Genomic DNA, 25,893 nt, shown 5'->3' with positions numbered 1-25,893 from the left:
ACATGCAGACCAACGACCCTCGTCCCGATCCCGGTTTGGGAGATTCAGGGAGGGTTCGGGCACGGGAGACCCATCACGGCGCGCAAGTCGCTGATTAGACTTCCCGTTCTCGAAAGTTAGCGCGAACCCGTTAAAGCCCCGTTAACGGCGGTGGCGCGGGGATGGGGTGTGGACAAGTTCGCGGTCCCGTCATCCCCCGTCTAAAAGAAAAAACAGAGTCCTAGAATCTCTCTTTTCTTATTAGATAGACGGGACGGGGACAGGGATTTTCGGCCACCCCAGAAGCTCTCGCAGGGAACAGGGCTTTCGGAAGTGGGCATCGGAGAAGCGGGGACGTCCTGCGGTAAAACAACGTCCCTCGGCAAAAGATCTTCCCGAGAAGGGGCCGGGACGTCATAGCTCTGTTCCAAGGGGGAGGGTCTCCCCCCATCAAGATGGACCGGGCGGATACGCGCATGACTCGACGTGACGGCACCGATCGTGCGCTGCTTCAGGTTCTCGACGGCAAACCGTCCCGGATCCCTCCCGCCTGGATGATGCGGCAGGCCGGGCGCTACCTGCCGGAATATCGCGAGGTCCGGGCCAGGGCCGGCTCCTTCCTCGACCTCTGCTACAATCCGGACTTCGCCACCGAGGTGACCCTGCAGCCGATCCGGCGGTTCGGCTTCGACGCGGCGATCCTGTTCTCCGACATCCTCGTCGTGCCGGACGCCCTCGGGCAGAATGTCCGCTTCGTCGAAGGGGAAGGCCCGCGTCTCGATCCGGTCCATGGCCGGGACGAGTTCGCTCGCCTGAAACAGGCCGATGATCCGAGCATCTTCCAGCATCTGGAACCGGTCTTCGAGACCGTCCGGCGCCTGCGCTCCGAATTGCCGGCCGAGACGACGCTTCTCGGGTTCTGCGGCGGTCCCTGGACGGTGGCGAGCTACATGATCGGCGGACGCGGCACGCCCGATCTCGCTCCGGCCCGCGCGCTCGCCGATACCGAGACCGCCCTGGTGGAAGCGCTCATCGACCGCTTGGTCTCGGTGCAGATCGAGTACCTGTCGCGCCAGCTCGAAGCCGGCGCCGATGCGGTCCAGATCTTCGAATCCCATGCGGGTTCACTGCCGCAGGCACCGGGTGACACGGCGGATGCCCTGAAACATTGGAGCTTCGCCCCCATCGCCCGCATCGTCGACGAGGTCAGAGCCCGCGTGCCGGGCGCGAAGATCATCGTCTTCGCCCGGGGCTCGGGCCTGGAAGGCCATGCCCGCGTGATGGCGGAGACCGGGGCGGACGCCGTCGGCGTCGATTGGAGCGTCGACCTGAAGGCCCTGCGCGGTGCCGTCACGCCCCGCACCGTGACCCAGGGCAACATCCACCCCGAAACGCTGATCGAGGGCGGTGAGGCCCTCGACGCGGCCGTGGACGGGGTGCTCGAGGCGACGGAGGGGCTGCCGCACATCTTCAACCTCGGCCACGGCATCACCCCGCAGACGCCGATCGCGCATGTGGAGCAGATGCTCGCCAGATTGCGGCGCTGACGGCCTGACCATGGCCGACACGCTCTATCCCTGGATCAAGGCGATCCACGTCATCGCCGTCATCTCCTGGATGGCGGGGCTGCTCTACCTGCCGCGCCTTTTCGTCTACCACGCGTCCCTGCCCGAGGGGCCGGCCTCCTCGGTCCAGTCCGAGACGTTCAAGGTCATGGAACGGCGCCTGATGATGGCGATCATGAACCCGGCCATGATCGTCACCTGGCTGCTCGGCCTGTTCCTCGTCTGGCAGAGCGGGTTCTACGTGTCGGGTTGGATGCAGGCGAAGTTCGCCCTGGTCCTCGCCATGAGCGGCTGCCACGGCTGGTTCTCGCGGATGGTCAAGGATTTCGCCGCCGACCGGAACGCGCGGCCCCACCGCTTCTACCGGATGGTCAACGAGGTCCCGACGCTTCTCATGGTGGCCATCGTCATCCTCGTCATCGTCAAGCCGGGATTCGGATCATGATCGCATCGCATCCTCGTTACAGAGCATGGAGCCTTGCCGCTGTCATGATGCTGGCCGCATCCGGTGCCGAGGCCGCGAGCTTCCCGTGCGAGAAGGCGGAGACACCCGACGAAAAGGCGATCTGCGGCCATCTTCCCCTCAACGATCTCGACGTGGAGATGGCGGTCCGGTTCGAGATCCTGCGCGGGCTCCTGCCCATGGGCGGAAACGCCAAGCTGCGCGACGACCAAGAGGCTTGGCTGCAGGAACGGCGCAGCTGCGCAGCGGACGTCGCCTGCCTGACCAAGGCCTACGAGGCGCGCCTGAAGACCCTACGCGGCGTCTTTTCGGAATTCGCCAAGCAGGGGCCGCTGTAGTGGAATGGCTTGATCCGTGGGAGTCGGTGAATTCAGGGCAAACGGATGACGTCTCCGCCCTTGGCCAGGGCTGGGAAGCTGAACTCCGCAAGGAGGTCGCACCGGCGCACATCTTTTACGGGCTGGCGATCACGCTGATAGCCCGTCGATACGATCGGGACGACGCCCTTTTTCAGCTGCATGACGGCCGGGTGGCGCAAGTTCACTTGACCTGGAAACAGGCGCAAGAGCCCGACCCACGCTGGCCTAAAACCGTTATCTACGCGTCGTTGCAGTCCTGGGCGGATACGGACCAACGATGTGATCATGCCGCATGGGTCGCAGCGCCCGATCCTTGAGGCGTCGTCGTCGTCGGCCGGGCCTCAGCCCAGCCGCGTGAGCAGCCGGTCGATCAATGGGTTGTCCGGGCCGAAGGCGTAGTCGATCCGCCTGACGCTGACCGCGCTCGCTCCGGATTTCACGAGATCGTCCACGAGGTCGAACGTGGCGTCCACCGGGCAGTGGAGCACGATCTCGGCGCTTCGGTTCTCCGGCATGCCGTAGGGCAGCTGGGCATCGTGCAGGGCGCTGATCCCAGCGAGATCGAGATCGCCGTCGGCCGGCATCGCCGCCCGGATCTCGCGGGTGAGGCGCGCGCGCTCCTCCGCCGCGATCCGGCCGAGCACGGTGCGCAATGCCTTCTTCTGGCTCTGGCCCCAGGGCGCCGTCAGCGAGGCAACGAGATTGGCCTCCGAACGCAGGATGATGCCGTCGTCGAGGATCTTCAGAGCGTTCGCGGCGAGCGTCGCCCCCGTGGTGGTGATGTCGACGATGATCTCCGCCGAGCCCGAGGCGGGGGCGCCTTCCGTGGCGCCGAGGCTCTCCACGATGCGGTAATCGGCCACCCCGTGCTCGGCGAAGAAGCGCCGGGTCAGGTTCACGTATTTCGTGGCGATGCGCAGGCGGCGCCCGTGGCGGATGCGGAGTTCGGCCGCGACCTCGTCGAGATCGGTCATGGCGCGGACGTCGATCCAGGCCTGCGGCACCGCGACGACGACCGTGGCCTGGCCGAAGCCGAGCGGCGTCAGCAACTCGACCTGTCCTCGCGCGTCGGGAAGGCTCTCGCGGATCAGATCCTCCCCGGTGACGCCGAGATGGGCGCTGCCGCTGGCGAGCTGGTTGGCGATCTCGGAAGCCGAGAGGTAGCGCACCTCCACATCCGGTACGCCGACGAGCTTGCCGCGATAGTCGCGCGCGCCAGCGCCTTGCGCGAGCTTCAGTCCCGCCCGGGCGAAGAAGGCGGAGGCATTCTCCTGCAGGCGGCCTTTCGAGGGCACGGCGAGAACGAGGGGGCCCTCGGCTGGGCTTTGCGAAGCCTGGTGAGTCGGAACGGTCTCAGCCACGGGACGATCCTTCCGACGTGAGGACACGGGACAGCCAAACGGCGCAGCCCACCGCCGGGATCGGCGTGGGGCTGCCCAGATGCTGGAGCAGTCCGTCGTAGCGGCCGCCGCCGACGAGGGGGGCGGCGCCTTGCCCTCGCGTCACCTCGAAGATGAAGCCGGTATAATAATCGAGGTTGCGGGCAAAGCTTCCCGAAAACCGGAACCGCTCCACGTCGAGACCACGCGCGGCCATGAAGCCGGTCCGTTCCTCGAACAAGGAGAGGGCGGCTTCCAGCGGCGCGTAAGTGACGCCCGCCGAGGCGGCGAGCTCGCGCATGGAGTTGGCGGCCTGATCCGGATCGCCCGAGATGGCGCGGTAGCGCTCGACGATGGCGCGGTTCTCAGTGTTGAGCCCGGCGCCGCCATTGGCTCGGGCCGAGGCCTTGGCGAGGAAGCGTTCCGCGATCTCGCCGGCGCTGCGTCCGCCCACGCGGGAGATGCCGGCGATGGACAGAACGTCCTCGACGAAGGCGCGCACGCCCTTCGGATCCTGGCCCTGGATCGCCGCCAGGAGGCCGGCATGCGGGTCTTCCACGGTCGCCACGGTGGTGACGTCGTCCAGGGAACGGCCGGCTGCCAGCGCTCGCAACGTCCGCCGCTTGGCGGCCGGCGGCACGTTGAGCCCATCGAGCAGCGCGTCGATGACGCCCATGTCGCCGAGCCTTACCGAGACCTCACCGGCTCCGAGCAGGTCGAGGCCTTCGAGGGCGAGGCCGAGCACCTCCGCATCCGCCGCCGGGATGTCGGTGCGGCCGATGGATTCGATGCCCGCCTGGAGGAACTCCTCCGCCTCGCCGGAGCCGAGCCGGAAGACCGGGCCGAAATAGCTGTAATCGGCGGTCGTCCCGACGCCCCGCGCCAGATGCTGGCGGCAGACCGGAATGGTGAATTCCGGCCGCAGGCACAGTTCCGCGCCCGATGCGTCCTGCGTCACGAAGATGCGCCGGCGGATATCCTCGCCGGAGAGTTCGAGGAACGGCTCCACCGGCTGCAGCACGGCGGGCGTCACCGGGCCGTAGCCTCCGTGCGAGAAATGCGCGAGGAGCCGCGTTCCCTCATCCGCTCGCACGGTGTCGATCGGATCGACTGCCTCCGGTCTCGTCATGGTTCACCCGCCGCCTGATGCCGCGTCCTTTATCAACAGCATCCGGACTTGGCGACCACCCACAGAGCGGGAAGTCCGCCGACCTCCCATGCGGGCGGTGTCGGCGTCTCAGATCCAGCCCTGCAATTCGCGGCGGACCACGTTCTCGATCACCTTCATCCCGAGGTCGCTGTCGTTGAGACAGGGGATGTAGGCGAAGCGCTCGCCGCCATTGTCCTCGAAATAATGGCGGTTCTCACCGTCGAGCTCCTCCAGGGTCTCGAGGCAGTCGGCGGTGAAGCCTGGCGCCACGATGGCCATGCGCTTCACACCGGATTTGGCGAGGGTCTGCACGGTCTCGTCGGTATAGGGCTTGAGCCATTCCTCGTTGCCGAAGCGCGACTGGAAGGTCGTGCGCATCCGTTCCGTCGAGAAGCCCAGGGCCTCGCGGATCAGCCGCCCGGTCTTCACGCATTGGCAATGGTAGGGATCGCCCTTGAGAAGATAGCTCTTCGGCACGCCGTGGAACGAGGTGAGGATCACCTCCGGCTCGAAATCGAGCTTGGCCAATCCCTCGCGGATCGAGGTGGCCATGGCCTCGATATAGACCGGGTCGTCGTGATACGGCGCCGAGACCCGGACGGTCGGCTGCCAGCGCATCTGCATCAGCGCCTTGAAGGCCTGGTCGCAGGCGGTAGCCGACGTGGCGGCGGCATATTGCGGGTAGAGCGGTACCAGCAGGATGCGGTCGCAGCCCTGGTCGAGGAGCGCCTGGATGCGCAGGGAGACTTCCGGCTTGCCGTAGCGCATCGCCCAGTCGACCACGACGGAATCGCCCATCGCCGCCTGCAACCGCTCGGACTGTCCGCGGGTGATGGTCTTGAGCGGACCCTCGTTGCGCTCGTTGTTCCACACGCTGGCATAATCGCGACCCTTCGGACCGGGGCGCTTCGTGAGGATGATGAGGTTCAGGATGGGCCACCAGATCAGACGCGGCACCTCGATGACGCGCCGGTCGGACAGAAACTCCTTGAGGTAGCGGCGCATGGGCCAGTAGCTCGTGCCCTCCGGCGTGCCGAGATTCATCAGAAGCACGCCGACCCGGCCCCAGCGCACGGGCGGATGGTCGGAGGGCAGGCTGGCGGTCGCGGAGGAGCTGGTCTGCAACGGCTTGATGTCCTTGAGGGACGTCGGTTCGACGCGTTCGTTCATCGGGTTTCCGAAGCGCCGACGTGAGGCGCGGTTATCTGAATGACGCCATTCCGGCACAGTTGTACCAGACGGCATATCTATCTAGAGCACGAGATCTGCCAGCGACCATCTCGTCAATGAAGGCGCGACATGCCGTCTCCCCGGTACTTCTTCAACCACTTCATGCCGTTCACCGGCTACCCCTATAAGGGGGCGCCGACGGTCTGCAATCTGTGCGGATCGGGCGAGACCGTGACGGTGGCGGAGACCGACCGGCGGCTGAAGACCCTGAAATCCATCGCCTGCGCGCAATGCGGGCTGATTCGCACCGACCCGATGCCGACGCCGGACGAATTGGCGCATTACTACGCCCATGCCTACCGGGCGGATTATCAGCTCGCCTTCGCCGGTGGGCCGCCGCGCCACCACCTCAACCGCTCGGCCCGCGAGGCGACCTTCCGCGCCGACTTGCTGGCGCCGAAGCTGAAGCCCGGTGCCCGGGTGCTCGATTTCGGTTCGGGTTCGGGCGAGTTCCTGGCCGCCGTCCGCGCCCGGGGCTGCGAGGCGGTCGGCATCGAGCCCGGCCGGGACTACGCCGCCTATGCCCGCCAGCACCACAAGGTCGAGGTTCTCGACGATGCCAGCGACGAGCGTTTTCCGCCCGGGCATTTCGACGTGATCTCGACGCATCACGTGCTCGAGCACCTGCGCGATCCGGCCGTGGTGATGGAGCGCCTGTCGCGCTGGCTGAAGCCCGACGGGGTGCTCTATGCCGCCGTGCCGAACATGGCCGCCACCGGCAAGCCGCCGCACGAGCGTTTCCACTTCGCCCATGTCCACGGCTACGTCCGGGAGACCTTCGACCTTCTCGCCCGTCGGGCCGGCCTCGTCCCCCATCCCGAATATTGGCGCGAGGACACGACGGTCGTCTACGTGAAGACCGACGCCCCGGTGGGCGAACTCGCCAATCCCGGCCTCGCCCAGCGCCTGGCCGTCGATCTGAAGCCGATGCCGGCCGCCGCCTATCTGGTGTCAGGCGCCTGGATCTGGCCAATGATCCGCCGCAACGCCAAGGCGGTGCGCGACGGTTTCGCCTCTCGCTGAGTTCGGCGTTCCGGCCTGATGCCGGAACCGGTGCCCCGTTGTTGCATCGGCTTCATCGATCGCGTCCACACTGGATTTCGGGTGGAAACTCCGCCGCCCGGCCCCTCGGAGACCTGTCGCGATGCCACGTCCTACCCGTCGTCAGACCCTGAGCCTCGGTCTCGGGGCCGGTCTCGCGGCAGGCTTGGCCGCGCCCGCCCGTGCCGGGGCGATCGAACCGACCTTCACGCTCCTCCTCGTCAACGACATCTACCTGATGTCCGAGGTCGAGGGCCGTGGCGGTTTCGCCCGCCTCAACGCTGTGGTGAAGGCCGAGCGGGCGCGCGGCGTGCCGATGCTCTACGCCCATGCCGGCGACACCCTGTCCCCCTCGCTGATGTCGGGGTTCGACCGCGGCGCGCATATCGTCGAACTCCTGAACATCGCGCCGCCGGATGTCTTCGTTCCGGGCAACCACGAATTCGATTTCGGCCCCACGACCTTCGCCCAGCGCATGGGCGAGGCGGCCTTTCCGGTCTTCGCAGCCAATCTGCGCGGTGCGGACGGCAAGCCGCTCAAGGGGATCCGCGACCGGATGATCGTGACGCTCGGCGGGATCCGGGTTGGCATCGTCGGCATCGCCCTCGCCAGCACGCCGGAGAAATCGCAATCCGGCGATCTCGTCTTCGGTCCCGAGATCGAGACGTTGCGCGCGGCGGCCCAGGCCCTTCGCGACGAAGGGGCCGAGCTCATCGTCGGCATCTGTCATACGGCACGGATCACCGACGAGGCCATCGTAGCGGCACGGATCGTCGACATTCTGCTCTCTGGCCACGACCACGACCTCGTCGTGCAGTATGACGGGCGCAGCCTGCTGGCGGAATCGAGCTTCGACGCGCGCTACGTCACCGCTATCGACGTCGCCGTGACGGTGAAGGGGGCGGGCAAGGCCCGGACTCTGTCCTGGCACCCGACCTTCCGCATCCACGACACCGCCGACATCACCCCCGATCCCGAGACCCTCGCCCTGACACAGCGGCTCGAGGCCCGGCTGGCGAAGGAACTCGATGTGCCGGTGGGGACGATCAGCACGCCCCTCGACAGCCGCATCTCGACCGTGCGCCTCCGCGAAGGCAGCTTCGGCAACCTCGTCGGCGATGCGCTCCGGGCGGCGACGGGGGCGGAGATCGCCCTCACCAATGGCGGCGGCATTCGCGGCAACCGGCTCTATCCGGCCGGTACCGTGCTGACCCGGCGCGACATCCTCACCGAGCTTCCCTTCGGCAACACCACGGTTCTGGTCTCGCTGACGGGCGCACAGGTGCGGACCCTGCTGGAATCGGCCCTTGCCGATCTCGGCCGCCCGGCGGGTCGTTTCCCGCAGGTCTCGGGTCTCGTCGTCACGGTGGATCCGGGGGCGAATGCGGGACACCGGATTCAGTCCATCCTCGTGGACGGACAGCCCCTCGACGAGACGCGGACCTATACGGTGGCTTCCAACAACTTCCTCTACGATGGCGGCAACGGCTACGGCCTCCTCGCGGACGGGCGCACCCTGATCGGCGCCACGGACGGCAAGCTCGTGGCCAACGAAGTCATGGCCTATATCGCCCGACATGCTCCCCTCTCCGTTCCCGAGGACGGCCGGATCGTGATCCGGTGACGATGCCCGGCCCGCTGAGCCTGGCCCTCCACGAGTTCCGCGCCTCGGGCTCGTCCTGGCTGGCACTGCCGTTCTTTTCCGATGGAGCGGCGGATGCCGTCTGCGCGCGGGTCGATCGCCGGATCGCCGAGGGGGCGGCGGTCCTACCCTCCCCCGATGCCGTCTTCCGTGCCCTCACGCTGACTCCGCTGGAGACGGTGAAGGCCGTGATCCTCGGGCAGGACCCCTATCCGACGCCGGGCGATGCCAACGGCCTCGCCTTCTCCTATGTCGGTCCCCGCCGGCTTCCGGCCTCTCTCAAGGTGATCCTCGCCGAACTGCCGGGCGCGCCGGCGAGCGGCGATCTCACGCCCTGGGCCGCAAGGGGCGTGCTGCTTCTGAACTCGGCCCTCACCGTGGAGGCCGGCAAGTCCGGCGCGCATCTGCGCTACGGCTGGTCCGCCCTCACCAACGACGCCGTGACGGCGGTCTCTGCCCGCTCGACCCCCGCGATCTTCCTGCTCTGGGGCGCACAGGCCCGCGCGCGGGCGGCTCTCATCGATCGCGAACGATGCGGGGTGATCGAGACCGGACATCCCTCGCCGCTCAACCGGCTGCGCGATTTCCCGGGCACGCGGCCCTTCGACGAGGCCAATGCCTGGCTGGCGAGCCGGGGCCTCTCCCCCATCGACTGGTCGCTCGCTTGACGCGGTGAAACGGTCGCTTTGACAGGACGGCCCGGCGGTCTATCTCGGATGGGCTGCATAAGCGGAACGTAAGAATCCGCGCCGCCCCAAGAATGCTTCCGAGGAAACGCCGTCCATGCGCCTGAAACCCGTTCTCACCCTGTGCCTTGCGGCCGGCCTGTTCGCACCGACCCTTGCGCAGGCCCAGATCCGCAACGCGCCTCCGCCCCGTGCCCTGGAATTCGCCGCCTATATCTTCGCCGCCGCGAATGTCTGCGGCTACCAGATCGGCGTCGAACAATTCGATGCCCTGCTCCAGAAGCAGAATGTCAGCGCCGCCGATGTCGGCCCGCGTGGACCTTTCGGCAACAAGGTCCAGACGATCTTCGCGCTGATGTCGAATCAGATGCAGCTGAACCGGGAGCAGGCCTGCCTGGCGGTCGCCGGCGAATACGGCCCCGAGGGCAATGTCGTGAAGAACGTTCTGCTTCCCATGGGCGCGGGCTCCCCACCCGCCGAGGCGAAGCCTCCGGCCGAGCCCAAACCGGCTCAGTAGACCCCGCCATTCCATGCACGCATCGGGACGCATTCGCGTTCCGGTGCGGGATCGCCTATATCGGATTCGTTCCAAGTCCGAAGGTTAGAGATCCATGGCGACGGCGTCGTTCGACACCGCCGGTCGCGACGTCAACGTCGTGGCCGCAATCGAGAAGCTTCCCGAGTTCCAGCCGGACGCCGTTCCGCCGGGCCGCTCGTCCCTCATCGGCCTCACCCGCGAGGAATTGAAGGGTCGCCTTGCCGCCATCGGCGTATCGGAGCGCGAGCAGCGCATGCGCTCGGGCCAGCTCTGGCACTGGCTCAACGCGCGCGGCGCCACCGACTTCGACCAGATGACCAATGTCGGCAAGGGGCTCAAGGCCGATCTGGCGCGCGCCTACACCTTGGAGCGGCCCGAGGTCGTCACCGAGCAGATTTCCCGCGACGGCACCCGCAAGTGGCTGCTGCGCATGGCGCCCACCGGCAAGCACGACCACAATCGCGGCGCCGAGATCGAATGCGTCTACATTCCCGGACGCGGGCGGGGGACGCTCTGCGTCTCGTCCCAGGTCGGTTGCACGCTCACCTGCAGCTTCTGTCACACCGGCACGCAGCGTCTGGTGCGCAACCTGACCGCCGCCGAGATCACCGCCCAGGTGGTCGTGGCCCGCGACCGGTTGAACGACTGGGTCGGCCAGAACCCGGTGGCCGCTGGCGAGGACGAGACCCGCCGCGCCGTCACCAACATCGTCTTCATGGGCATGGGCGAGCCCCTCTACAACATCGACAACGTCATCGATTCCGTGGGTGTCATGTCGGACCAGGAAGGCCTCGGCCTTTCCCGTCGGCGTATCACCGTCTCGACCTCCGGCGTGGTGCCCCAGATGCAGCGGCTCGGAGTCGAGGCGCATGCCATGCTGGCGATCTCGCTCCACGCGGTGCGGGACGACCTGCGCGACACGTTGGTGCCGCTGAACCGCAAGTACCCCCTGGCCGAACTGCTTGCGGCCTGCCGCAATTATCCCGGCCTCAACAATGCCCGCCGCATCACCTTCGAATACGTGATGCTCAAGGGCGTCAACGATTTCGATGCGGATGCGCGCGAACTGGTGCGGCTGCTCAAGGGCATCCCGGCCAAGATCAACCTGATCCCGTTCAATCCCTGGCCCGGCAGCATCTACGAATGCTCCGATTGGGAGCGGATCGAGCAATTCTCCGAAATCGTCTATGAAGCCGGCTACGCGTCGCCGGTGCGGACGCCGCGCGGCCGAGACATCCTCGCCGCCTGCGGCCAGCTCAAGAGCGAGACCGAGAAGCTGCGCGCTCGCGCCCGGATGATGCTGGAAGACGGGATCGGCGCCGAGGGCGTCTATGCCGGGGCCGATGACGACGAAGGCTGAGCGCGTCCCATGCGGCTCGTCGGCCGCCTGATCTGGGCGTCTCTCGCCCTGTGTCTGGCCATTCCCTGCGGGGCCCTGGTGCTCGTCGTCGCCATCCTGTTCGATCCGGTCTCCAGCGAGGCGCTGACCCGGCTCGGCCTGTTCGGCTTCCTGCAGGGGATGACCGACCTCGCCTCCGGGATCGGACCCGACGCACTCCTCCTGCTGGCCGCCGGTATCGCCCGCGCCGGGTTCGTCCTGCTGGTGCTGCCGCCCCTCGCCATGGCGCTCATCGGCGAGGCGATGAACCTGCGCAGTGCTCCGGCCTATACCGTCGGCACGGGGCTCGCCACCGCCCTCGTGCCGTGGCTGATGCGGGGCGCGCCCGCCTCCCTCGCCGCCCACAACCTCGCCGTCGAAGGACGGGTGACGGCCCTGCTTTTCCTTGCCGGGGCGGCCGCCGGGTTGGTCTATGGCTGGATCGCCATACGCGACCGGCCCGTGGACGCCTGAACGGGCACCGCTGCCGCTGCGTTGGCTGCGACGGGCATCGGCGCAGGATGCCGTGGGAGAGCCTCGCATGACGGATTGGGCATGACCGGACATCGCTTCAGCCTCGCCTTGGCGCTTTTCACGCTCCTGTCAGGACCGGCCCTCGCGCAGGCGGTTCCGGAACTGCCCCCGATCCCTTCCGACGATGCCCGTATCCTCCCCGTTCTCGGGACTCACGGCATGGTGTCCTCGCAGGACGCCCTGGCGACCCGCGTCGGTGTCGCGATCCTCAAAGGCGGGGGCAACGCCGTGGATGCCGCCGTGGCGGTGGGCTTCGCCCTCGCGGTGACGCTGCCGCAGGCGGGCAATCTCGGAGGCGGCGGGTTCATGCTCGTTCGCCTCGCCGGGACCGGCGAGACCGTGGCCATCGATTTTCGCGAGACGGCACCCGCCGCGGCGACGGCGGACATGTTCCTCGCGCCCGACGGCCAGCCCGATCGCGGCGCATCCATCCGCACCGGCAAGGCCGTCGGTGTCCCGGGCTCCGTGCGCGGATTGGCCGAGGCGCACCGCCTCTACGGGTCGGGACACTTCACCCTCGCCGATCTCGTCGCTCCCGCCCGCGCGCTGGCCAGGGACGGGATTCCCGTGGAGGGCGGGCTCGCCGATTCGTTGTCCCGCGCCGCCGACCGCCTCGGAAGGTGGCCTTCGAGCCGAGCCGTGTTCTTCCGAGACGGCCGACCGCTCCAGCGGGGCGAGACCCTGGTCCAGCCCGATCTCGCCGGGACCCTCACGGCCATCGCCGAACAGGGGCCCGATGCGTTCCATACCGGCCCGATCGCGGAGCGGATCGCGGCGGCGGCGAGAGATGTCGGCGGGGTGATGACGCCGGGCGACCTTGCCGCCTATCGGCCCGTGATCCGCCAGCCGGTGAAGGGCAGCTATCGCGGCTACGAGATCGTCTCGATGCCGCCACCGAGTTCCGGCGGCGTTCATCTCATCGAGATCTTGAACATCCTCGAAGGGTTCGACCTGGCCTCAATGGGCGCGGGCAGCGCCCAGGCCCTCCACACCCTCGCCGAGGCGATGAAGCCGGCCTATGCCGACCGGGCCACCTGGCTCGGCGACCCGTCTCGTTCGGAGGTGCCGGTGCGGGGCCTCACCGCCAAGGCCTATGCCGAGACCCTGCGCGCCGCCATCGACCCCGCTCGCGCCCGCCCGGCCGACGCGGTGAAGGCGGGCGACCCGCTGCCCTACGAATCCGACCAGACTACCCATTACTCGGTGGTGGACCGCGCCGGGAACGCTGTCTCCACCACCACGACCCTGAACTTCTCCTACGGGTTCGGGCTCGTGGCGGAAGGGACCGGCGTCCTCCTCAACAACGAGATGGACGATTTCTCGGCCAAGACCGGGAGCGTCAACGCCTACGGCCTCGTGGGTGGCCCGGCCAATGCCGTGGCGCCCGGGGCCCGGCCGCTTTCCTCGATGACGCCGGCCATGGTGCTCAGGGACGGACGCCTCGTCCTCGTCACCGGGAGCCCAGGCGGCAGCCGCATCATCTCCACGGTGCTGCAGGTGATCGTCAACGTCATCGATTTCCGCATGAACCTCGCCGAGGCGGTCACCGCCCCGCGCATCCATCATCAATGGCGCCCGGACGTGCTGTTCGCCGAAGACGGGCTCTCGCCGGACACCCTCGCTCTGCTTCGGGCGAAGGGGCACGCGGTGCGGGTGGGGTCGAGTTCGGGCTCGGCCAATTCGGTGATGATGGGAAAGGGATTCGTGGCCGGGGCCGCCGATACACGCCAGCGCGGAACCCTGGCCGAGGGCGAATAGGGCAGTTCGGGCCCGGCGGATGGTGCGGCGGGACTGCGCGCGCTACAGGAAGGGCATCATTCCGGGTTTCCGATGCACATCCTCCGCTCCATCGCCTTCAACATCGTCTTCTATCTCGCCACCGCCCTCATCGCGATCGGCGGCCTGCCGGCCCTCGTCTCGGAGCGGGCCTGCATCCGCGTCGCCCGGTTCTGGGCCCATGTGAGCCTGTGGCTGTTGCGCGTGGTCGGGGGTGTGCGCGTGGAGTTCAGGGGGCTGCACCACCGCCCACCCGGCGCGCTGCTGGTGGCGTCCAAGCATCAATCCGCCCTCGAGACCCTGGCCCTCGTCACCGCCTTCCCGGACTTCGCCTATATCCTCAAGCGCGAGCTGCTCTGGATCCCGCTCTTCGGCTGGTTCCTTTCCCGCTCCGGCATGGTCGCCATCGACCGGTCCAAGGGCACCCGCGCCATGGCCGCCATGAACGAGGCGGCGGCCCGCGCCATCCGCGATGGACGCCAGCTCATCATCTTCCCCGAGGGCACCCGCAAGGCGCCGGGTTCATCCCCCGCCTACAAGCTCGGCATCACCCATCTGTACGCGGCCCTGGGCGTGCCCTGCCTGCCCGTCGCCCTCAACAGCGGTCTCTACTGGCCCCGCCGCCAGCTGACCCGCCGCCCCGGCACCACGGTGATCGAGTTCCTCCCCCCCATCGCTCCCGGGCTGGACCGCACGGCGTTCCTGGAGGAGATGCAGACTCGGATCGAAGCTGCCTCCGACGCCCTCCTGGCGTCCGGCCGGGCGGATCTGGCGGCACGCGGTCATGCCGTGCCCGAGACCGGTGCCGTCGCAGAACAATCCAGGACCGCGTGAGCGCTCAGTCTATCCACAGGCTGTGGATAAGCCGGTCGGAGGCACCCTGCGGAGAGCGAAAGCGCGACTCTTGACGGGTGGAAATTGTTAAGATTATTCTGGAACAAATGGCGAACGAGAAAGCCGTCTCCGTTCTTGTGCCGCAAGGCGCGGAACACGGCTTTCACCGACGCCCATCCTCTGATCCGGAGATCCCACCGATGCGCGAAGTACGTCTCAGGACGGCGGCCAGCCTGCGTGGAACTCCTGCCCTGGTGCTGAGCGCTTGGCGCGGACGGTCCGGGCGCCGCTACGTCGTCGGCATCCACGAATTGGTCGAGCGCGAACTCGACGACATGGGCGAGGCGGTGGTGATGGCCGTGCGCCGGGATTCCGCCGGGGTCGGCGAACTCATCGCCGTGACTGCGGCGGGGTCGAGCCCGCGCGAACGGCTCACCCGTAACTGGATCGCTCGTGCGCGCCATGGCGGTGCGAACGAGATGCATGTTCACCGCCTCGCCGAGGATGAGGCCGAGCGCTGCGAGATCGTGGCCGATCTTGAGGTGGACCATCCCCTGGATCAGATGATGGGCGTCGCGGCCTGAATCGGCGGGCGGCCATGCTTTCGCCGCGTTGAGACCCGCCAAAGCTCTGTCACGAAGGACCCCCTGTCGACGGCGACGGGGCTTCGAGATCGAGGCGAGCGGACGATGGCGCAGGCACCGGATTTGACGGCCAGGAAACGGCCATCGCGGACCGGCCTGTTCCTGCCCTACATCCTCCTCCTCGCCGTGGTCCTGCTCTGGAGCGCGGGCTGGTTCTGGATTCGCGGCAAGGCCGGCTCCGAGATGGATGCCTGGATCGCCCGCGAGGCTTCGGCCGGGCGCAACTGGACCTGCGCCGATCGCTCGATCACCGGCTATCCCTTCCGGATCGAACTGCGCTGCGCCTCCCTCGCCTTCTCGCGGGCCGATAGCCGCTTCACTCTCGGACCGTTGACCGCGGTCGTGCAAGTCTACCAGCCGCGCCAGGGCATCCTGCAGGCGAGCGGGCCGTTCCACGTGGAACAGGACGGCCTCGTCGCAGACGCCACCTGGACGTCGTTGGAGGCGAGTTTCCACGGTACCTCCGACGGGTTCACACGGGCCTCCCTGGCGGTGGATGGACCGAAAGTCAGCGTGAAGAATGCCGCGCCGCAGCCCATCGACGTGGTGGCCAAGCACCTCGAATTCCACGCCCGGCCGACACCCGCCCGTTTCGCCACCGAGGGGGCTGTCGATACCAGCCTGCGGCTGACCCAGGCGAACGTGCCGGTCCTCGATCCCCTCCTCGGCAATACCGCCCCCGTCGACGCGGCGCTCGATGCCACGGTGAATCGGGCCACCACCTTCCGGACCGGGCAGGTGGCGCGTGAGCTCGAAACCTGGCGCCAGGCCGGCGGCAGCCTCGACATCGCCCTGCTTTCCCTGGCGAAGGGAGATCGCCGCCTCCAAGCTCAAGGGAAGATCGCCCTCGACGACGAGCACCGTCCGGCCGGCCAGATCGATATCCGCGCCGCCGGGGTGGAGGCCCTGGTCGGTCAGATCATGGGCCAGCGTTTCGGGGCGGAGAAGGGGGCTCTGATCGGAGGCTTGGTCGGCAAGCTGCTCGGTGGCGGAAGTCGCCGCCCGGACGCCGAAGCGGCCGCAGCGTCTGCTGCGACGGGAGATCCGTCGCTCAAGGCTATGCCGCCCCTTCGGCTCGCCGACGGCCGCCTGATGCTCGGCCCGTTCCCGATTCCCAATGTTCAGGTACCACCGCTGTACTGAGAGGCCGGTAGACGGATTCGTCCTGCTGCGGATGAGGTCATCATCCCACCCACGACCTCATCCTGAGGCGCGGCGACAGCCGCCTCGAAGGAGGCTTCCAGAACCCGTTGCGCGAACTGGAACCCTCCGTCGAGGCCTCCGCTTCGCTTCGTCGCCTCGGGATGAGGTGGTGGGCGAGAGACGGGCAGCGCTTGCCTCAGCCGGATGAAACCCTACCGCCCCGAGACCGGTTCGTCCTTCGCCGGCTCCGGCGGGGTGCGGCTGCGGCCGAAATCCGCTTCCGCCGTCTCCTGTCCGAGGGCGACGATGCCCCTGCGGATGGCGCGGGTGCGGGTGAACAGGTCGAACAGCGCGTCCCCGTCACCCCAGCGAATCGCGCGGGCGAGGGCCGAGAGATCCTCGTTGAAACGGCCGAGCATCTCCAGCACCGCGTCCTTGTTGGTCAGGAACACGTCCCGCCACATGGTCGGGTCGGAGGCGGCGATGCGGGTGAAGTCGCGAAACCCGCCGGCCGAGAACTTGATGACCTCCGATTGCGTCACGGCTTCCAGATCGGCGGCGGTGCCGACGATGTTGTAGGCGATGAGATGCGGCACGTGGCTGGTGATGGCCAGGACGAGGTCGTGATGCTCCGGCGTCATGCTCTCGACGATGGCACCGAGCCCCTCCCAGAAGGCCTGGACCTGCGCCGTGGCGGCCTCGTCGGTGCCCTCCGGCGGAGTGAGGATGCACCAGCGGCCCGAGAACAGGGTCGAGAAGCCGGCATCGGGTCCGGAATATTCGGTGCCCGCCACGGGATGGGCCGGCACGAAACGGACGCCGTCCGGCAGATGGGGCGAGACGGCGGCGACCACCGAGGCTTTCACCGAACCGACATCGGACAGGATGGCACCGGGTTTCAGATGTGGCGCCATCGCCTCGGCGACGGCCCCCACCGCCCCCACCGGCACGCACAGGATGACGAGGTCGGCACCGGCAATGGCTTCGGCCTCGCCCGTCGCTTCGTCGGCGAGACCGAGGGCCCGCACACGCTCGATCACGGCCGGGTCGCGGTCAATGGCGACGATGCTCCGCGCCAGCCCGTATTGCCGTGCTCCTCGCGCGATAGAGGAGCCGATCAAGCCGAGGCCGACGATGGCGAGGCGTTCGCAGACGGGGTTCGCCTCAGGCACGGATGCCATCCTTCACGAAGGCGGTGAGCACCGTGACGAAGGCCCGGTTCGCCTCTTCGCTGCCGATGGTGACGCGCAGCGCGTCCGGCAGCCCGTAGGAGGTAACCCGTCGGACGATCACCCCGCGTGCGCTGAGATAGGCATCGGCCTCCGCCGCGCTGCGATTCGGCTCGTCGGGGAAATGGACGAGGATGAAATTCGCGACGCTCGGGGTGACTACGAGGCCGAGCGAGGACACGACCTCGGTCATCCAGGCGAGCCACGTCTCATTATGAGCGACCGCCGCCGCTACATGCGCCTCGTCGGCGATGGCCGCCGCCCCGGCCGCGATGGCGCTGCCCGACAGGTTGAACGGGCCGCGAATGCGATTCACCGCGTCGATCACCCCCGCCGGGCCCACCATCCAGCCGATCCGCAGGGCCGCGAGGCCGTGGATCTTCGAAAAGGTGCGGGTCATCACCACGTTTTCGGATTCGAGGACCAGTTCGAGGCCGGCGCTGTAATCGTTCGTCCGCACGTACTCGGCATAGGCCCCGTCGAGGACGAGGAGGACGTTCGGCGGTAGGCCCGCATGCAGGCGCCGGATTTCGGCGAAGGGCAGGTAGGTGCCGGTCGGGTTGTTGGGATTGGCGAGGTAGACGATCTTCGTGCGCGGCGTGACGGCGGCGAGGATCGCGTCGACATCGGCGTGAAGATCGCGCTCGGGCACCACCACGGGCGTGCCGCCGGCGGCCAGGATGGCGATGCGGTAGACCAGGAATCCGTGCTCGGTGAAGATCCCCTCGTCGCCCTCCGAGAGATAGGCGTAGGCGAGGAAGGAGAGGAGTTCGTCCGATCCGGCGCCGCAGACGATGCGGGCGGGATCGAGCCCGTAGCGGAAGGCGATGGCCTCGCGCAGGCGTGTGGAATTTCCGTCCGGATAGAGGGCGAGGCGGAACGCTTCTTCGCGCATTGCCTCGATGGCCAGCGGGCTCGGGCCGAGGGGCGTCTCGTTCGAGGAGAGCTTATGGACCTTCACCGCGCCGGGGGCGCCGCTCTTGCCGGGCACATAGGCCTCGATGGCGAGGATGCCGGGGCGGGGGACGGGACGGGACACGGAGGGAGCGGAGGACATGAGCGCGGGCCGGCTGGAGTTCAGTCTGCCCGTCTAACGCAGCTTGTCCGCCTTGACGAGAGAACCGGCCCTCGCCTGCCCTGCGTCACACCCGGAACCGGGCGGCGTGGCTGCCGATCTCGTCGAGGCTTTCCACGCTCGCGCCGGCCCGTTCCAGGGTCTCCCGCAACTGCCGGCCGCCGACCCCGCCCGGCACCGCGAGAAGAAGGCGGTGCCCGTCCGTGACAGCTGCGCGCGCCACCACCTCGCCGTAGAGGTCCTGCAGGGCACGGGCGCTCTCGGGAGACCAGCTCTCCAGCCGGGCCGCATGGAGCACCCAGTCGCGCTGGGCCGCGGCCGGATCGTCGAGGGGGTTGGCCACCACGAAGACCGGGGTTCCGGCGGGATGGGTCGGCCGCTCGATGAAGGGCAGGCGCGCGATCACCTTGGGCCGGCCTTCACCGACGAGACCCTCCCACCACGGCGCCTCCGGGCTCGGCGGTGCGGAACCTTCGGGGTCGAGGCGGAAGATGCCGAGATCGCCGCGCGAGGCGGCCAGGGCCTCGACCACCGCCGCGCAGGTGGGATGCGGCCGGTAGGGCACCGTGAATCCGAAATGGAATCGCGCCGAGTCGCGCATCGGTGCGTCGCCGCCGGACACGTCGGCATGAACGCTGAACGGGGCCTGGACCCAGGTGAAGGTGGCGATGATGACGCGCCATATCCCCTCCACGGTGTCGAGGGGGAGGAGCCCGCGATGGCGCTCGGCCACGCGCCGCATCATCGAAGCCTCGCGGCCGGGCCGGAAGGCGGAGCCGCTGGCCGAGGTGCGCTTGACCGCGATGAGCCGGTCGATGATCGAGCCGCGCTGGATCAGCAGGGCGTGCATCTCCGCGTCGATCCGGTCGATCTCGGCGCGCAGCTCGGCGAGGTTGTCGAGGGGCGGTGCGGGTCTCGTGGTGAAGCGCATGCGGGCTGTCGCGTCCGGCGGCGGGTATGGATCGGGTATGGATCTTGCCGACCCCGCATGAGGGAGACGGCCGATCGTGTCTACGTTTCCCGAAGCCCGAGGACCAGAGCACCGGTTGTGACCTTCTCGCGCGCGGCCCCTTTCGTTGACGCCCGTGCATACGCACATTACGCCCATCGCTACCCGGCTTCGTCGGGCACCGATGGGAATGGACCTTCGCGAAACGTCGATGGAGCGGCACCCGGCTGTTTCTTCGCATCTCCGCGGAAGCAAATCGGCGAATGACGCGCGAAGACGCCTGATGACCATGTCGCTCGATAGTCTCGCAAAGCCCGACGACGGCAATACCCGGCCGGAGGGCATCCCGGCGGATGCGCCGCTCTCCCGCGACCCGCGAAGCCCGGTGGCCCTGTTCGGGCTCGACGAACCCCTGGCGATGGATGCCGGCGTCGATCTCGCGCCGTTCCGGATCGCCTACCAGACCGCCGGCACCCTCAATGCCGACCGGTCGAACGCGGTGCTCATCTGCCATGCGCTCACCGGGGACCAGCATTTCGCCCATACCCATCCGGTGACGGGAAAGCCCGGCTGGTGGGAGACGCTGGTGGGACCGGGCAAGCCCGTGGACACCGATCGCTACTTCGTCATCTGCTCGAACGTGATCGGCTCCTGCATGGGCTCCACGGGGCCGGCCTCCACCGATCCCGCAACGGGCAAGCCCTACGGCCTCGATTTTCCCCTGGTGACGATCCGCGACATGGTGCGGGGCCAGGCGATGCTCCTCGACCGGCTCGGCATCCGCGACCTGTTCCTCTGCGTCGGCGGATCCATGGGCGGCATGCAGGTGCTGCAATGGGCGGCCCTCTACCCGGACCGGGTTTTCTCGGCGCTTCCCATCGCCACCGGCGCCCGCCACTCGGCCCAGAACATCGCCTTCCACGAGGTCGGCCGTCAGGCGATCATGGCCGACCCCGCCTGGGCGGAAGGACGTTACCTCGAAGCCGGCACGCGCCCCGCCAAGGGACTCGGGGTGGCGCGGATGGGCGCGCATATCACCTACCTCTCCGAGCCGGCCCTGCACCGCAAGTTCGGCCGCCGCTTCCAGGGCGGGTCCGCGCCGACCTTCTCGTTCAACGCCGATTTCCAGATCGAGAGCTACCTGCGCCACCAGGGCCTGAGCTTCGTCGAGCGGTTCGACGCCAACGCCTACCTCTACCTGACCCGCGCCATGGATTACTTCGATCTCGCGGCCGATCATGGCGGGGTGCTCGCCAACGCATTCCGGAACACCAGGACGCGGTTCTGCGTGATGTCCTTCACCTCCGACTGGCTGTTTCCCACGGCGGATTCCCGCGCCATCGTGCATGCGCTGAACGCGGCCTCGGCCTCGGTCGCCTTCGTCGAGGTCGAGAGCGACAAGGGGCACGACGCCTTCCTCCTCGACGAGCCGGTGATGTTCAACGCCGCCAAGGGCTTCATCGACGCCGCCGCCCGGGCAAGGGGCTTGTGACGCCGGTGAGTCGCGTGGCCCCCGCCCCCTGGAGCACGACCGACACGCTGCCGCGGAGCGACGGCGCCCGCGTCGACCATCTCGTCGTGCTCGGCCTCGTCCCGCCCAGCGCCCGCGTCCTTGATATCGGCTGCGGCGACGGCACGCTCCTGGCGCTGCTGCGCGACCGGCGCGGCGTCGACGGGCGCGGCATCGAACTTTCCCGCGAAGGCGTCAATGCCTGCCTCGCGCGCGGCCTGCCGGTGATCCAGGGCGACGCCGATACCGATCTCGCCAATTATCCCGACGACGCCTTCGACGTGGTGGTCCTGTCCCAGACCATCCAGGCGACGCGCAACCCGCGCATCGTCTTGGAACACCTGCTGCGGATCGGCCGGCAGGTGGTGATCTCGTTCCCGAATTTCGGCCATTGGCGGGTCCGCTCGGAACTGGCCTTCCGGGGCCGGATGCCGGTGACCGAGCTGATGCCGGAGGAATGGTACGAGACCCAGAACATCCACCATTGCACCATCCGCGACTTCGTCGGCCTATGCCGGACCGTGGGGGCCGAGATCGAGAAGGCCACTGCGCTCGACGCGCGCGGCCGGCCGATGCGGATCTCCATGCCGTGGTGGGTCTGGAACCTGTTCGGCGCGCAGGGAGTGTTCCTCCTGCGGCGCGGCGACGGAGCGTCGTCCGACCCGACATAGGGCGATCCGGACGCCCTCCAGCTAAGCGAGGGTTCGGCTGCCGCTGCCCGGCATGCGGCAATCTCCACCGATGGCCTGCATGGACGACATCCGGCATGAGGGGCGGCCGATGGCGCAGGAGGAGACATCCTATTGAGATTTGGGGATCGAGACCGGACTCGAGCGGAAGAGTCGCGTTCGCCGACGATCATGCATTTGCAGCAGGCATCGAGCGGCCGGTCCTTCGCCCTGCAGCTGCTCATCGTCCTGGTCCTGCTCGTCACCGCGCAGACCTATGACGGATCGATTCACGGTCTGGGACACTGGATCGTCCTGTCCGTCTATGCCGGGGCCTCGATCCTCCTGGCGCTGCTCAGCCTGCGAACGGCACCGGGTACCGGCATCCCCGTGGGCCCGAGCCGAGGATGGCTCGGCTGGGGCTCGACCCTCCTCAATGCCAGCGTCGCGATCTACGTCCTCGTCGAGCACATGTTTCTGGGCGCCGCCGACACGGAGGAGGCAGCCGCCGCGGTCAGCCGGATCCCGGCCTTCCTGATCCTGCTGCAGACCGCGCTCACCATGCGCGTCTGGCACACCTGCCTCTTCGCCGGTCTGGTGACGGCGGGGTGGGGCGGCGCCATCCTGTTCGTCTATCTCTCGCCAGAGAGCCATCATCTCGGACCGCACGTCACCCTCGACGAGGAAGTTCCGGGGCTTCTAACCTTCATGGTCGCCAGCCTCGTGGTCCTCGACGGTGTGCGGCGGCTGACTTGGGCGGTGGCGGCGACGTTCCGGCTGGAGCGAGAGCGCCTGATCCTCACCCGGTTCGTCCCGGCCGCCGTCGCCGAGGATCTGGCGCAAGGCGGCGGCCCGGGCGAAGTCCAGGAGCGTCATGCCTGCCTGTTCGCCCTCGACATCCGCGGCTTCTCGGCCCTGACGCGGACACGGCCTCCCCAGCAGGTGGTGGAGGTCCTCATGGAGATGCGCGCCCTGACGCATCGGGCCGTGACGGAACGCGGCGGCATCATCGACAAGTATATCGGCGACGGTGTGCTGGCGCAGTTCCTCGTCGGCCCTCCCCAGGCGCAGGCGCGCGCGGCCTTCACCTGTGCCGAGGCAGTCCAGCTGCGGCTGGCGGCCCTCAACCGGCGCCTCGCGGAGAAAGGCCTTCCCTCGTTGCGCGTCACCATCGCGCTGCATGCCGGCGACGTCCTCGTCGGCGTCTTCGACGACGGTCATCGCGCGGAATTCACCGTGCTCGGCCCGGCGATGAACACCCTCGCGCGCATCGAGGCGCGGGCCAAGGCCGTGGACCTCCCGATCGCCATCTCGGAGGATTTTCGCGATCTCCTTGCCGGCTCCGGGGCGAGCGGTCTCAACTGGATCTCGGCCGGGACGGTGAGCGAGGCCTCCGGGCCCCGGCTCTACGCCGTCGCGCGCTGAATCGTATCCGGCCCGATGCCATCGGCAGACTCGTCACTTAATCCCGCATGGTTCGTGTGCCGTGACACGTCATGAAGGAAAAAGACTTCCTATATCAGTTTCATACAGAGTGAAGCGGGCCAAACATCTGGTCTGCACTGTAAAGGAACTTATTAAACGCCATGATGAACCGTATCGCCGCCGTCGCTACCGCTCTTGTGCTTGGCGCTGCTTCGATCTCTTCTGCAACGGCGTTCGAGCGCCCCTCGCGCTACACCGCTTTCTCGCCCTACGACGTCACCGAGACCGGCTCCCTCAGGGAGGTCAGCCGCCCGCCCGCCTATCTGGGCTGCCCGATGAGCTCGGCCGCCGAAGGCAATGCCAACCAGCAGAATTTTCCGGTCCAGCAATACGGTCAGACCTCTGGCGGAAACCGCTGCTGATCGTTTGAGACGAGAGGGACGAACATGGTTCTGAAGGGCTTTTCCTACGCCATGATCGGTGCCTTTGCGGGCGGCCTGATCTGGACGATCGTCGGCACCGCGAGCGTCTTACTGGCCTCGTAGGTCGGATCTTTCACCAAGACCGGAACGCTGTGCGGCGGGGCGAGAGCCCCGCCGTTTCCATGTCAGGGATCGCGCCGGATCTCCAAGGTGGCGACCTCGTAGGTGATCGCCGCCCCTCCCCTTTCGAACTGTCGGATGACCGTCCGCAATGCGCCGGGCGAGAGGGGACGGACGGTGCCCGGCGTTCCCGCCCCGATGGCGCGAAGCGAGCGGAGGAAGGCCCGGCCGTCCGCGTGCTTCTCGACGACCGGCTCCAGGAACAAGTTACTCGTGCAGCCGGCAAATTGTAGTCGGGCCAGGGCCTTCGCCGTCGGATAGGACGGCGTGGCGGGGCGATGGCCGACGGCCTCATGCGCCTCGTGCCATTCGCGGAATGTGCCGGACGCCAGGGTCGTCACCGCGAGGAACCCGCCGGGCGCCAGCAGACCGGCGAGGCGGCCGAGCGTGCCCTCCAGATCCTCGAACCATTGCGCTGCCAGGCTCGAACAGATCAGGTCGAAGCCCGGCGCCAGGCAGGGCCGCTCGCCGTCCATGACGAGAAACGCCAAATTCGGCCGAGGCTGCATGCGCTCGCGCGCCCGCCGGATCATGGCGGGTGCCAGATCGGAGGCGAGCATCATGCCGGGCTTCACCTGAGCGAGGACGGCCTGCGTGAGGAAGGCGGTGCCGCAGCCGATCTCGAGAATGCGTGGCGATGGGGCGAGGGGCAGGAGGGCGATGCGTTGCGCCAGCCGTCCAGCGACCTCCGCCTGGATGATTCCGGCGGCATCGTAATGATCTGCCCCGTCGAAGGCCCGGGCCACAGCCTGTTTCCAGGGACGCATCGGTGCCGTCAGCGGGGTCATCGGTGAGGCTGCGATAGCGTGGGTGGAGGGCGCGGTCGAGGGGCCGCCCGAGGCTGTCTGCGACGCAGCCTCCTTCGTCATCCACACTCCTCCACAGGGGTGCGATCGCTCCGCATCGTTGACGAACGCTTTACGAAAAGCTGCCCATTGTTCCGATATGTGGCGTAGCGTACTCGCGTTTTCCGTTCTCGGCCTCATTGGCGCAGGTCTCACCGGCTGTGGACGCAGCCCGTTCGAGAGCCGTGAGCCTTGGCGCGACCAGACCGAACAGGCCTGCAACGCCAAGCGGCTGGTGGAGACCACCGAATTCGTGACGCCGGTGAAGGAGATCGCCGGCCCGGGTGTCTGCGGCATGCTGCAGCCATACCGGATTACCCGTCTCGGCAAGGGCTCGGTCGTACTCAAGCAGCGGATGACTCTCGCCTGCCCGGCCCTGGCTGAGGCCGAGGCATGGCTGGCCGACACGATCCAGCCCGCCGCCAACCTGTATTTCGGTCAGCCCGTGGCGGAGATCAACGCGGGCTCCTATGCCTGCCGTGGTCGCAACAACCAGGCCGGGGCCAAGCTCTCGGAGCATTCGTTCGGCAATGCCGTCGACATCATGTCGTTCAAGCTCGCCGACGGCTACGTCATCACCGTGAAGGGCGGCTGGCGCGGCACCGAGGCCGAGCAGGGCTTCCTGCGCGAGGTCTTCATCGGCGCCTGCGCACGCTTCTCCACCGTGCTCGCCCCCGGCTCCAACGTCTTCCATTACGACCATATCCATGTGGATCTCGCCCGGCACGATCCGCGCGGCCTGAAGCGTATCTGCCAACCGCTGCTGAAATTCACGCCGCAACTCGGCGCCGATGGCGTGCCTCGGCCGGTCTCGCGGCCTCGCCCGGTCGAGCGCCAGCCCGCCGCGCCGCAGGCCCCCGTCGATATCGAGGAGGACGATCCCTACGGCGTCTCGCCGATGTCCTCGAACCGGCACCCGGCGCGGACGAGCCCGCAGGTCGCCCGCGCTCCCTCCCCTGCCCTCTCCGCTGCCGTTCCGTCCGCCCGCGCGCCCTCGGCCTATGCCTCCACGCCGGTGACCCGTCCGGCGCCGCGCCCGCAGACGTCCCGTCTCGCGGCGGCACCCACCTATGACGAACCCGCGCCGGGATTCTCGGCCGAACCGCTCTCCCTCGCCGCGCCCGGCCTCTCGGACCCGATCTACTGAGGGCCGGACTGTGTTCCGGCTGCCCCAGGCCGGAGCGAAAGCGACGACGCCACAGCCCTTCCGCTTGACACCGCTCGACGAGACGCCATCGTCCCGGAATGA

26 protein-coding genes are annotated in these 25,893 nt (G+C 68.0%); 19 read left to right on the top strand and 7 right to left on the bottom strand.

Features of this window, described 5'->3' with window-relative positions:
* The first annotated feature begins 455 nt into the window (after positions 1 to 455).
* The 4 genes from hemE to ACYQOP_RS06480 are packed head-to-tail and all read left to right on the top strand — an operon-like array spanning position 456 to position 2,683.
* On the top strand, positions 456 to 1,526 hold the full coding sequence (gene hemE, locus ACYQOP_RS06495; protein WP_461221757.1) for a uroporphyrinogen decarboxylase: 1,071 nt from the start codon (positions 456 to 458) through the stop codon (positions 1,524 to 1,526).
* Between the two features lie 10 nt (positions 1,527 to 1,536).
* Positions 1,537 to 1,989 carry a protoporphyrinogen oxidase HemJ gene (gene hemJ, locus ACYQOP_RS06490; RefSeq protein WP_461221756.1) on the top strand — a complete coding sequence of 151 codons (453 nt, stop codon included), beginning with the start codon at positions 1,537 to 1,539 and terminating at the stop codon, positions 1,987 to 1,989.
* Positions 1,986 to 2,345, top strand: coding sequence for a lysozyme inhibitor LprI family protein (locus ACYQOP_RS06485; protein WP_461221755.1), 360 nt, complete (start codon positions 1,986 to 1,988; stop codon positions 2,343 to 2,345). The genes hemJ and ACYQOP_RS06485 overlap by 4 nt, the downstream gene beginning before the upstream one ends.
* Positions 2,345 to 2,683 carry a hypothetical protein gene (locus tag ACYQOP_RS06480; protein ID WP_461221754.1) on the top strand — a complete coding sequence of 113 codons (339 nt, stop codon included), beginning with the start codon at positions 2,345 to 2,347 and terminating at the stop codon, positions 2,681 to 2,683. Before ACYQOP_RS06485 ends, ACYQOP_RS06480 begins: the two co-directional genes overlap by 1 nt.
* A 24-nt stretch (positions 2,684 to 2,707) precedes the next feature.
* On the opposite strand, the gene hisG is transcribed toward ACYQOP_RS06480, so the two are convergent.
* The 3 genes from hisG to hemH all read right to left on the bottom strand — a co-directional run bounded on the left by hisG (position 2,708) and on the right by hemH (position 6,065).
* Positions 2,708 to 3,727 (bottom strand): ATP phosphoribosyltransferase, encoded by a 1,020-nt coding sequence (gene hisG, locus ACYQOP_RS06475; RefSeq protein ID WP_461221752.1) that lies wholly within the window; start codon positions 3,725 to 3,727, stop codon positions 2,708 to 2,710.
* Positions 3,720 to 4,874 carry an ATP phosphoribosyltransferase regulatory subunit gene (locus ACYQOP_RS06470; protein ID WP_461221751.1) on the bottom strand — a complete coding sequence of 385 codons (1,155 nt, stop codon included), beginning with the start codon at positions 4,872 to 4,874 and terminating at the stop codon, positions 3,720 to 3,722. Before ACYQOP_RS06470 ends, hisG begins: the two co-directional genes overlap by 8 nt.
* Before the next feature lie 108 nt (positions 4,875 to 4,982).
* Complete coding sequence (hemH, locus tag ACYQOP_RS06465) at positions 4,983 to 6,065, bottom strand: ferrochelatase (RefSeq protein WP_056422969.1); 1,083 nt, start codon at positions 6,063 to 6,065, stop codon at positions 4,983 to 4,985.
* A gap of 129 nt (positions 6,066 to 6,194) precedes the next feature.
* On the opposite strand from hemH, the gene ACYQOP_RS06460 reads away from it, so the two are divergent.
* From ACYQOP_RS06460 to ACYQOP_RS06415, 10 genes are all read left to right on the top strand, one after another.
* Positions 6,195 to 7,148 (top strand): class I SAM-dependent methyltransferase, encoded by a 954-nt coding sequence (locus ACYQOP_RS06460; protein ID WP_056422972.1) that lies wholly within the window; start codon positions 6,195 to 6,197, stop codon positions 7,146 to 7,148.
* Between the two features lie 121 nt (positions 7,149 to 7,269).
* Positions 7,270 to 8,790 carry a bifunctional metallophosphatase/5'-nucleotidase gene (locus ACYQOP_RS06455; RefSeq protein ID WP_461221750.1) on the top strand — a complete coding sequence of 507 codons (1,521 nt, stop codon included), beginning with the start codon at positions 7,270 to 7,272 and terminating at the stop codon, positions 8,788 to 8,790.
* Between the two features lie 2 nt (positions 8,791 to 8,792).
* Positions 8,793 to 9,476, top strand: a complete 684-nt coding sequence (locus tag ACYQOP_RS06450) for a uracil-DNA glycosylase (RefSeq protein WP_461225219.1) — start codon at positions 8,793 to 8,795, stop codon at positions 9,474 to 9,476.
* A 115-nt stretch (positions 9,477 to 9,591) separates the two neighbouring features.
* Positions 9,592 to 10,011 (top strand): hypothetical protein, encoded by a 420-nt coding sequence (locus ACYQOP_RS06445; RefSeq protein WP_461221749.1) that lies wholly within the window; start codon positions 9,592 to 9,594, stop codon positions 10,009 to 10,011.
* Between the two features lie 94 nt (positions 10,012 to 10,105).
* Positions 10,106 to 11,392, top strand: coding sequence for a dual-specificity RNA methyltransferase RlmN (rlmN, locus tag ACYQOP_RS06440; RefSeq protein WP_461221748.1), 1,287 nt, complete (start codon positions 10,106 to 10,108; stop codon positions 11,390 to 11,392).
* A 9-nt stretch (positions 11,393 to 11,401) separates the two neighbouring features.
* Positions 11,402 to 11,884 carry a hypothetical protein gene (locus tag ACYQOP_RS06435; RefSeq protein ID WP_461221747.1) on the top strand — a complete coding sequence of 161 codons (483 nt, stop codon included), beginning with the start codon at positions 11,402 to 11,404 and terminating at the stop codon, positions 11,882 to 11,884.
* An 81-nt stretch (positions 11,885 to 11,965) separates the two neighbouring features.
* The gene (gene ggt / locus ACYQOP_RS06430) at positions 11,966 to 13,702 is read left to right on the top strand and encodes a gamma-glutamyltransferase (RefSeq protein WP_461221746.1); all 1,737 of its coding nucleotides are present in this window, start codon (positions 11,966 to 11,968) and stop codon (positions 13,700 to 13,702) included.
* A 72-nt stretch (positions 13,703 to 13,774) separates the two neighbouring features.
* A complete protein-coding gene (locus ACYQOP_RS06425) occupies positions 13,775 to 14,554 on the top strand; it encodes a lysophospholipid acyltransferase family protein (RefSeq protein WP_461221745.1) in 780 nt (259 codons plus the stop codon).
* Positions 14,555 to 14,754: 200 nt separating this feature from the next.
* Entirely contained in the window at positions 14,755 to 15,138 is a 384-nt protein-coding gene (locus ACYQOP_RS06420) for a hypothetical protein (RefSeq protein WP_056422994.1), read from the top strand.
* A gap of 105 nt (positions 15,139 to 15,243) precedes the next feature.
* Positions 15,244 to 16,341: a DUF2125 domain-containing protein gene (locus ACYQOP_RS06415; protein ID WP_461221744.1), complete on the top strand. Its 1,098-nt coding sequence runs from the start codon at positions 15,244 to 15,246 to the stop codon at positions 16,339 to 16,341.
* A 212-nt stretch (positions 16,342 to 16,553) separates the two neighbouring features.
* Here the strand turns inward: ACYQOP_RS06415 and ACYQOP_RS06410 are convergent, their stop codons facing one another.
* The 3 genes from ACYQOP_RS06410 to ACYQOP_RS06400 form a co-directional block, all read right to left on the bottom strand.
* Positions 16,554 to 17,522, bottom strand: a complete 969-nt coding sequence (locus tag ACYQOP_RS06410) for a prephenate/arogenate dehydrogenase family protein (RefSeq protein WP_461221743.1) — start codon at positions 17,520 to 17,522, stop codon at positions 16,554 to 16,556.
* On the bottom strand, positions 17,506 to 18,627 hold the full coding sequence (locus ACYQOP_RS06405; RefSeq protein ID WP_461221742.1) for a pyridoxal phosphate-dependent aminotransferase: 1,122 nt from the start codon (positions 18,625 to 18,627) through the stop codon (positions 17,506 to 17,508). The genes ACYQOP_RS06410 and ACYQOP_RS06405 overlap by 17 nt, the downstream gene beginning before the upstream one ends.
* A gap of 85 nt (positions 18,628 to 18,712) precedes the next feature.
* The gene (locus ACYQOP_RS06400) at positions 18,713 to 19,576 is read right to left on the bottom strand and encodes a chorismate mutase (RefSeq protein ID WP_461221741.1); all 864 of its coding nucleotides are present in this window, start codon (positions 19,574 to 19,576) and stop codon (positions 18,713 to 18,715) included.
* A 301-nt stretch (positions 19,577 to 19,877) separates the two neighbouring features.
* Here ACYQOP_RS06400 and metX point away from each other — a divergent pair, with 301 nt between their 5' ends.
* The 4 genes from metX (at position 19,878) to ACYQOP_RS06380 (ending at position 23,619) form a co-directional block, all read left to right on the top strand.
* Complete coding sequence (metX, locus tag ACYQOP_RS06395; RefSeq protein ID WP_461221740.1) at positions 19,878 to 21,086, top strand: homoserine O-acetyltransferase MetX; 1,209 nt, start codon at positions 19,878 to 19,880, stop codon at positions 21,084 to 21,086.
* 5 nt (positions 21,087 to 21,091) lie between these two features.
* Positions 21,092 to 21,775: a methionine biosynthesis protein MetW gene (gene metW, locus ACYQOP_RS06390; RefSeq protein ID WP_056423365.1), complete on the top strand. Its 684-nt coding sequence runs from the start codon at positions 21,092 to 21,094 to the stop codon at positions 21,773 to 21,775.
* A 189-nt stretch (positions 21,776 to 21,964) separates the two neighbouring features.
* Positions 21,965 to 23,197, top strand: a complete 1,233-nt coding sequence (locus ACYQOP_RS06385) for an adenylate/guanylate cyclase domain-containing protein (protein WP_311275657.1) — start codon at positions 21,965 to 21,967, stop codon at positions 23,195 to 23,197.
* Between the two features lie 161 nt (positions 23,198 to 23,358).
* Positions 23,359 to 23,619, top strand: coding sequence for a hypothetical protein (locus ACYQOP_RS06380; RefSeq protein WP_018045910.1), 261 nt, complete (start codon positions 23,359 to 23,361; stop codon positions 23,617 to 23,619).
* 185 nt (positions 23,620 to 23,804) lie between these two features.
* Here the strand turns inward: ACYQOP_RS06380 and ACYQOP_RS06375 are convergent, their stop codons facing one another.
* Positions 23,805 to 24,668, bottom strand: coding sequence for a methyltransferase domain-containing protein (locus tag ACYQOP_RS06375; protein WP_461221739.1), 864 nt, complete (start codon positions 24,666 to 24,668; stop codon positions 23,805 to 23,807).
* Positions 24,669 to 24,744: 76 nt separating this feature from the next.
* Between ACYQOP_RS06375 and ACYQOP_RS06370 the strand changes: the two genes are divergently transcribed.
* Positions 24,745 to 25,791: an extensin-like domain-containing protein gene (locus ACYQOP_RS06370; RefSeq protein WP_207411161.1), complete on the top strand. Its 1,047-nt coding sequence runs from the start codon at positions 24,745 to 24,747 to the stop codon at positions 25,789 to 25,791.
* Positions 25,792 to 25,893: the final 102 nt, after the last annotated feature.

It is taken from the genome of Methylobacterium sp. CM6247 (assembly GCF_054817925.1).
The sequence above is the reverse complement of the archived record's forward strand: the minus strand, read 5'-3'. Positions and strand labels throughout refer to the sequence as shown.

Excerpts from the sequence above, each read along its gene's own strand:
- hemE (WP_461221757.1), top strand. The coding sequence starts at position 456 with ATGACTCGACGTGACGGCACCGATCGTGCGCTGCTTCAGGTTCTCGAC.
- hemJ (WP_461221756.1), top strand. The coding sequence starts at position 1,537 with ATGGCCGACACGCTCTATCCCTGGATCAAGGCGATCCACGTCATCGCC.
- ACYQOP_RS06485 (WP_461221755.1), top strand. The coding sequence starts at position 1,986 with ATGATCGCATCGCATCCTCGTTACAGAGCATGGAGCCTTGCCGCTGTC.
- ACYQOP_RS06470 (WP_461221751.1), bottom strand. The coding sequence starts at position 4,874 with ATGACGAGACCGGAGGCAGTCGATCCGATCGACACCGTGCGAGCGGAT.
- hemH (WP_056422969.1), bottom strand. The coding sequence starts at position 6,065 with ATGAACGAACGCGTCGAACCGACGTCCCTCAAGGACATCAAGCCGTTG.
- ACYQOP_RS06460 (WP_056422972.1), top strand. The coding sequence starts at position 6,195 with ATGCCGTCTCCCCGGTACTTCTTCAACCACTTCATGCCGTTCACCGGC.
- ACYQOP_RS06455 (WP_461221750.1), top strand. The coding sequence starts at position 7,270 with ATGCCACGTCCTACCCGTCGTCAGACCCTGAGCCTCGGTCTCGGGGCC.
- ACYQOP_RS06450 (WP_461225219.1), top strand. The coding sequence starts at position 8,793 with ATGCCCGGCCCGCTGAGCCTGGCCCTCCACGAGTTCCGCGCCTCGGGC.
- ACYQOP_RS06445 (WP_461221749.1), top strand. The coding sequence starts at position 9,592 with ATGCGCCTGAAACCCGTTCTCACCCTGTGCCTTGCGGCCGGCCTGTTC.
- rlmN (WP_461221748.1), top strand. The coding sequence starts at position 10,106 with ATGGCGACGGCGTCGTTCGACACCGCCGGTCGCGACGTCAACGTCGTG.
- ACYQOP_RS06435 (WP_461221747.1), top strand. The coding sequence starts at position 11,402 with ATGCGGCTCGTCGGCCGCCTGATCTGGGCGTCTCTCGCCCTGTGTCTG.
- ggt (WP_461221746.1), top strand. The coding sequence starts at position 11,966 with ATGACCGGACATCGCTTCAGCCTCGCCTTGGCGCTTTTCACGCTCCTG.
- ACYQOP_RS06425 (WP_461221745.1), top strand. The coding sequence starts at position 13,775 with ATGCACATCCTCCGCTCCATCGCCTTCAACATCGTCTTCTATCTCGCC.
- ACYQOP_RS06420 (WP_056422994.1), top strand. The coding sequence starts at position 14,755 with ATGCGCGAAGTACGTCTCAGGACGGCGGCCAGCCTGCGTGGAACTCCT.
- ACYQOP_RS06415 (WP_461221744.1), top strand. The coding sequence starts at position 15,244 with ATGGCGCAGGCACCGGATTTGACGGCCAGGAAACGGCCATCGCGGACC.
- ACYQOP_RS06410 (WP_461221743.1), bottom strand. The coding sequence starts at position 17,522 with ATGGCATCCGTGCCTGAGGCGAACCCCGTCTGCGAACGCCTCGCCATC.
- ACYQOP_RS06405 (WP_461221742.1), bottom strand. The coding sequence starts at position 18,627 with ATGTCCTCCGCTCCCTCCGTGTCCCGTCCCGTCCCCCGCCCCGGCATC.
- ACYQOP_RS06400 (WP_461221741.1), bottom strand. The coding sequence starts at position 19,576 with ATGCGCTTCACCACGAGACCCGCACCGCCCCTCGACAACCTCGCCGAG.
- metX (WP_461221740.1), top strand. The coding sequence starts at position 19,878 with ATGACCATGTCGCTCGATAGTCTCGCAAAGCCCGACGACGGCAATACC.
- ACYQOP_RS06385 (WP_311275657.1), top strand. The coding sequence starts at position 21,965 with ATGCATTTGCAGCAGGCATCGAGCGGCCGGTCCTTCGCCCTGCAGCTG.
- ACYQOP_RS06380 (WP_018045910.1), top strand. The coding sequence starts at position 23,359 with ATGATGAACCGTATCGCCGCCGTCGCTACCGCTCTTGTGCTTGGCGCT.
- ACYQOP_RS06375 (WP_461221739.1), bottom strand. The coding sequence starts at position 24,668 with ATGACGAAGGAGGCTGCGTCGCAGACAGCCTCGGGCGGCCCCTCGACC.
- ACYQOP_RS06370 (WP_207411161.1), top strand. The coding sequence starts at position 24,745 with ATGTGGCGTAGCGTACTCGCGTTTTCCGTTCTCGGCCTCATTGGCGCA.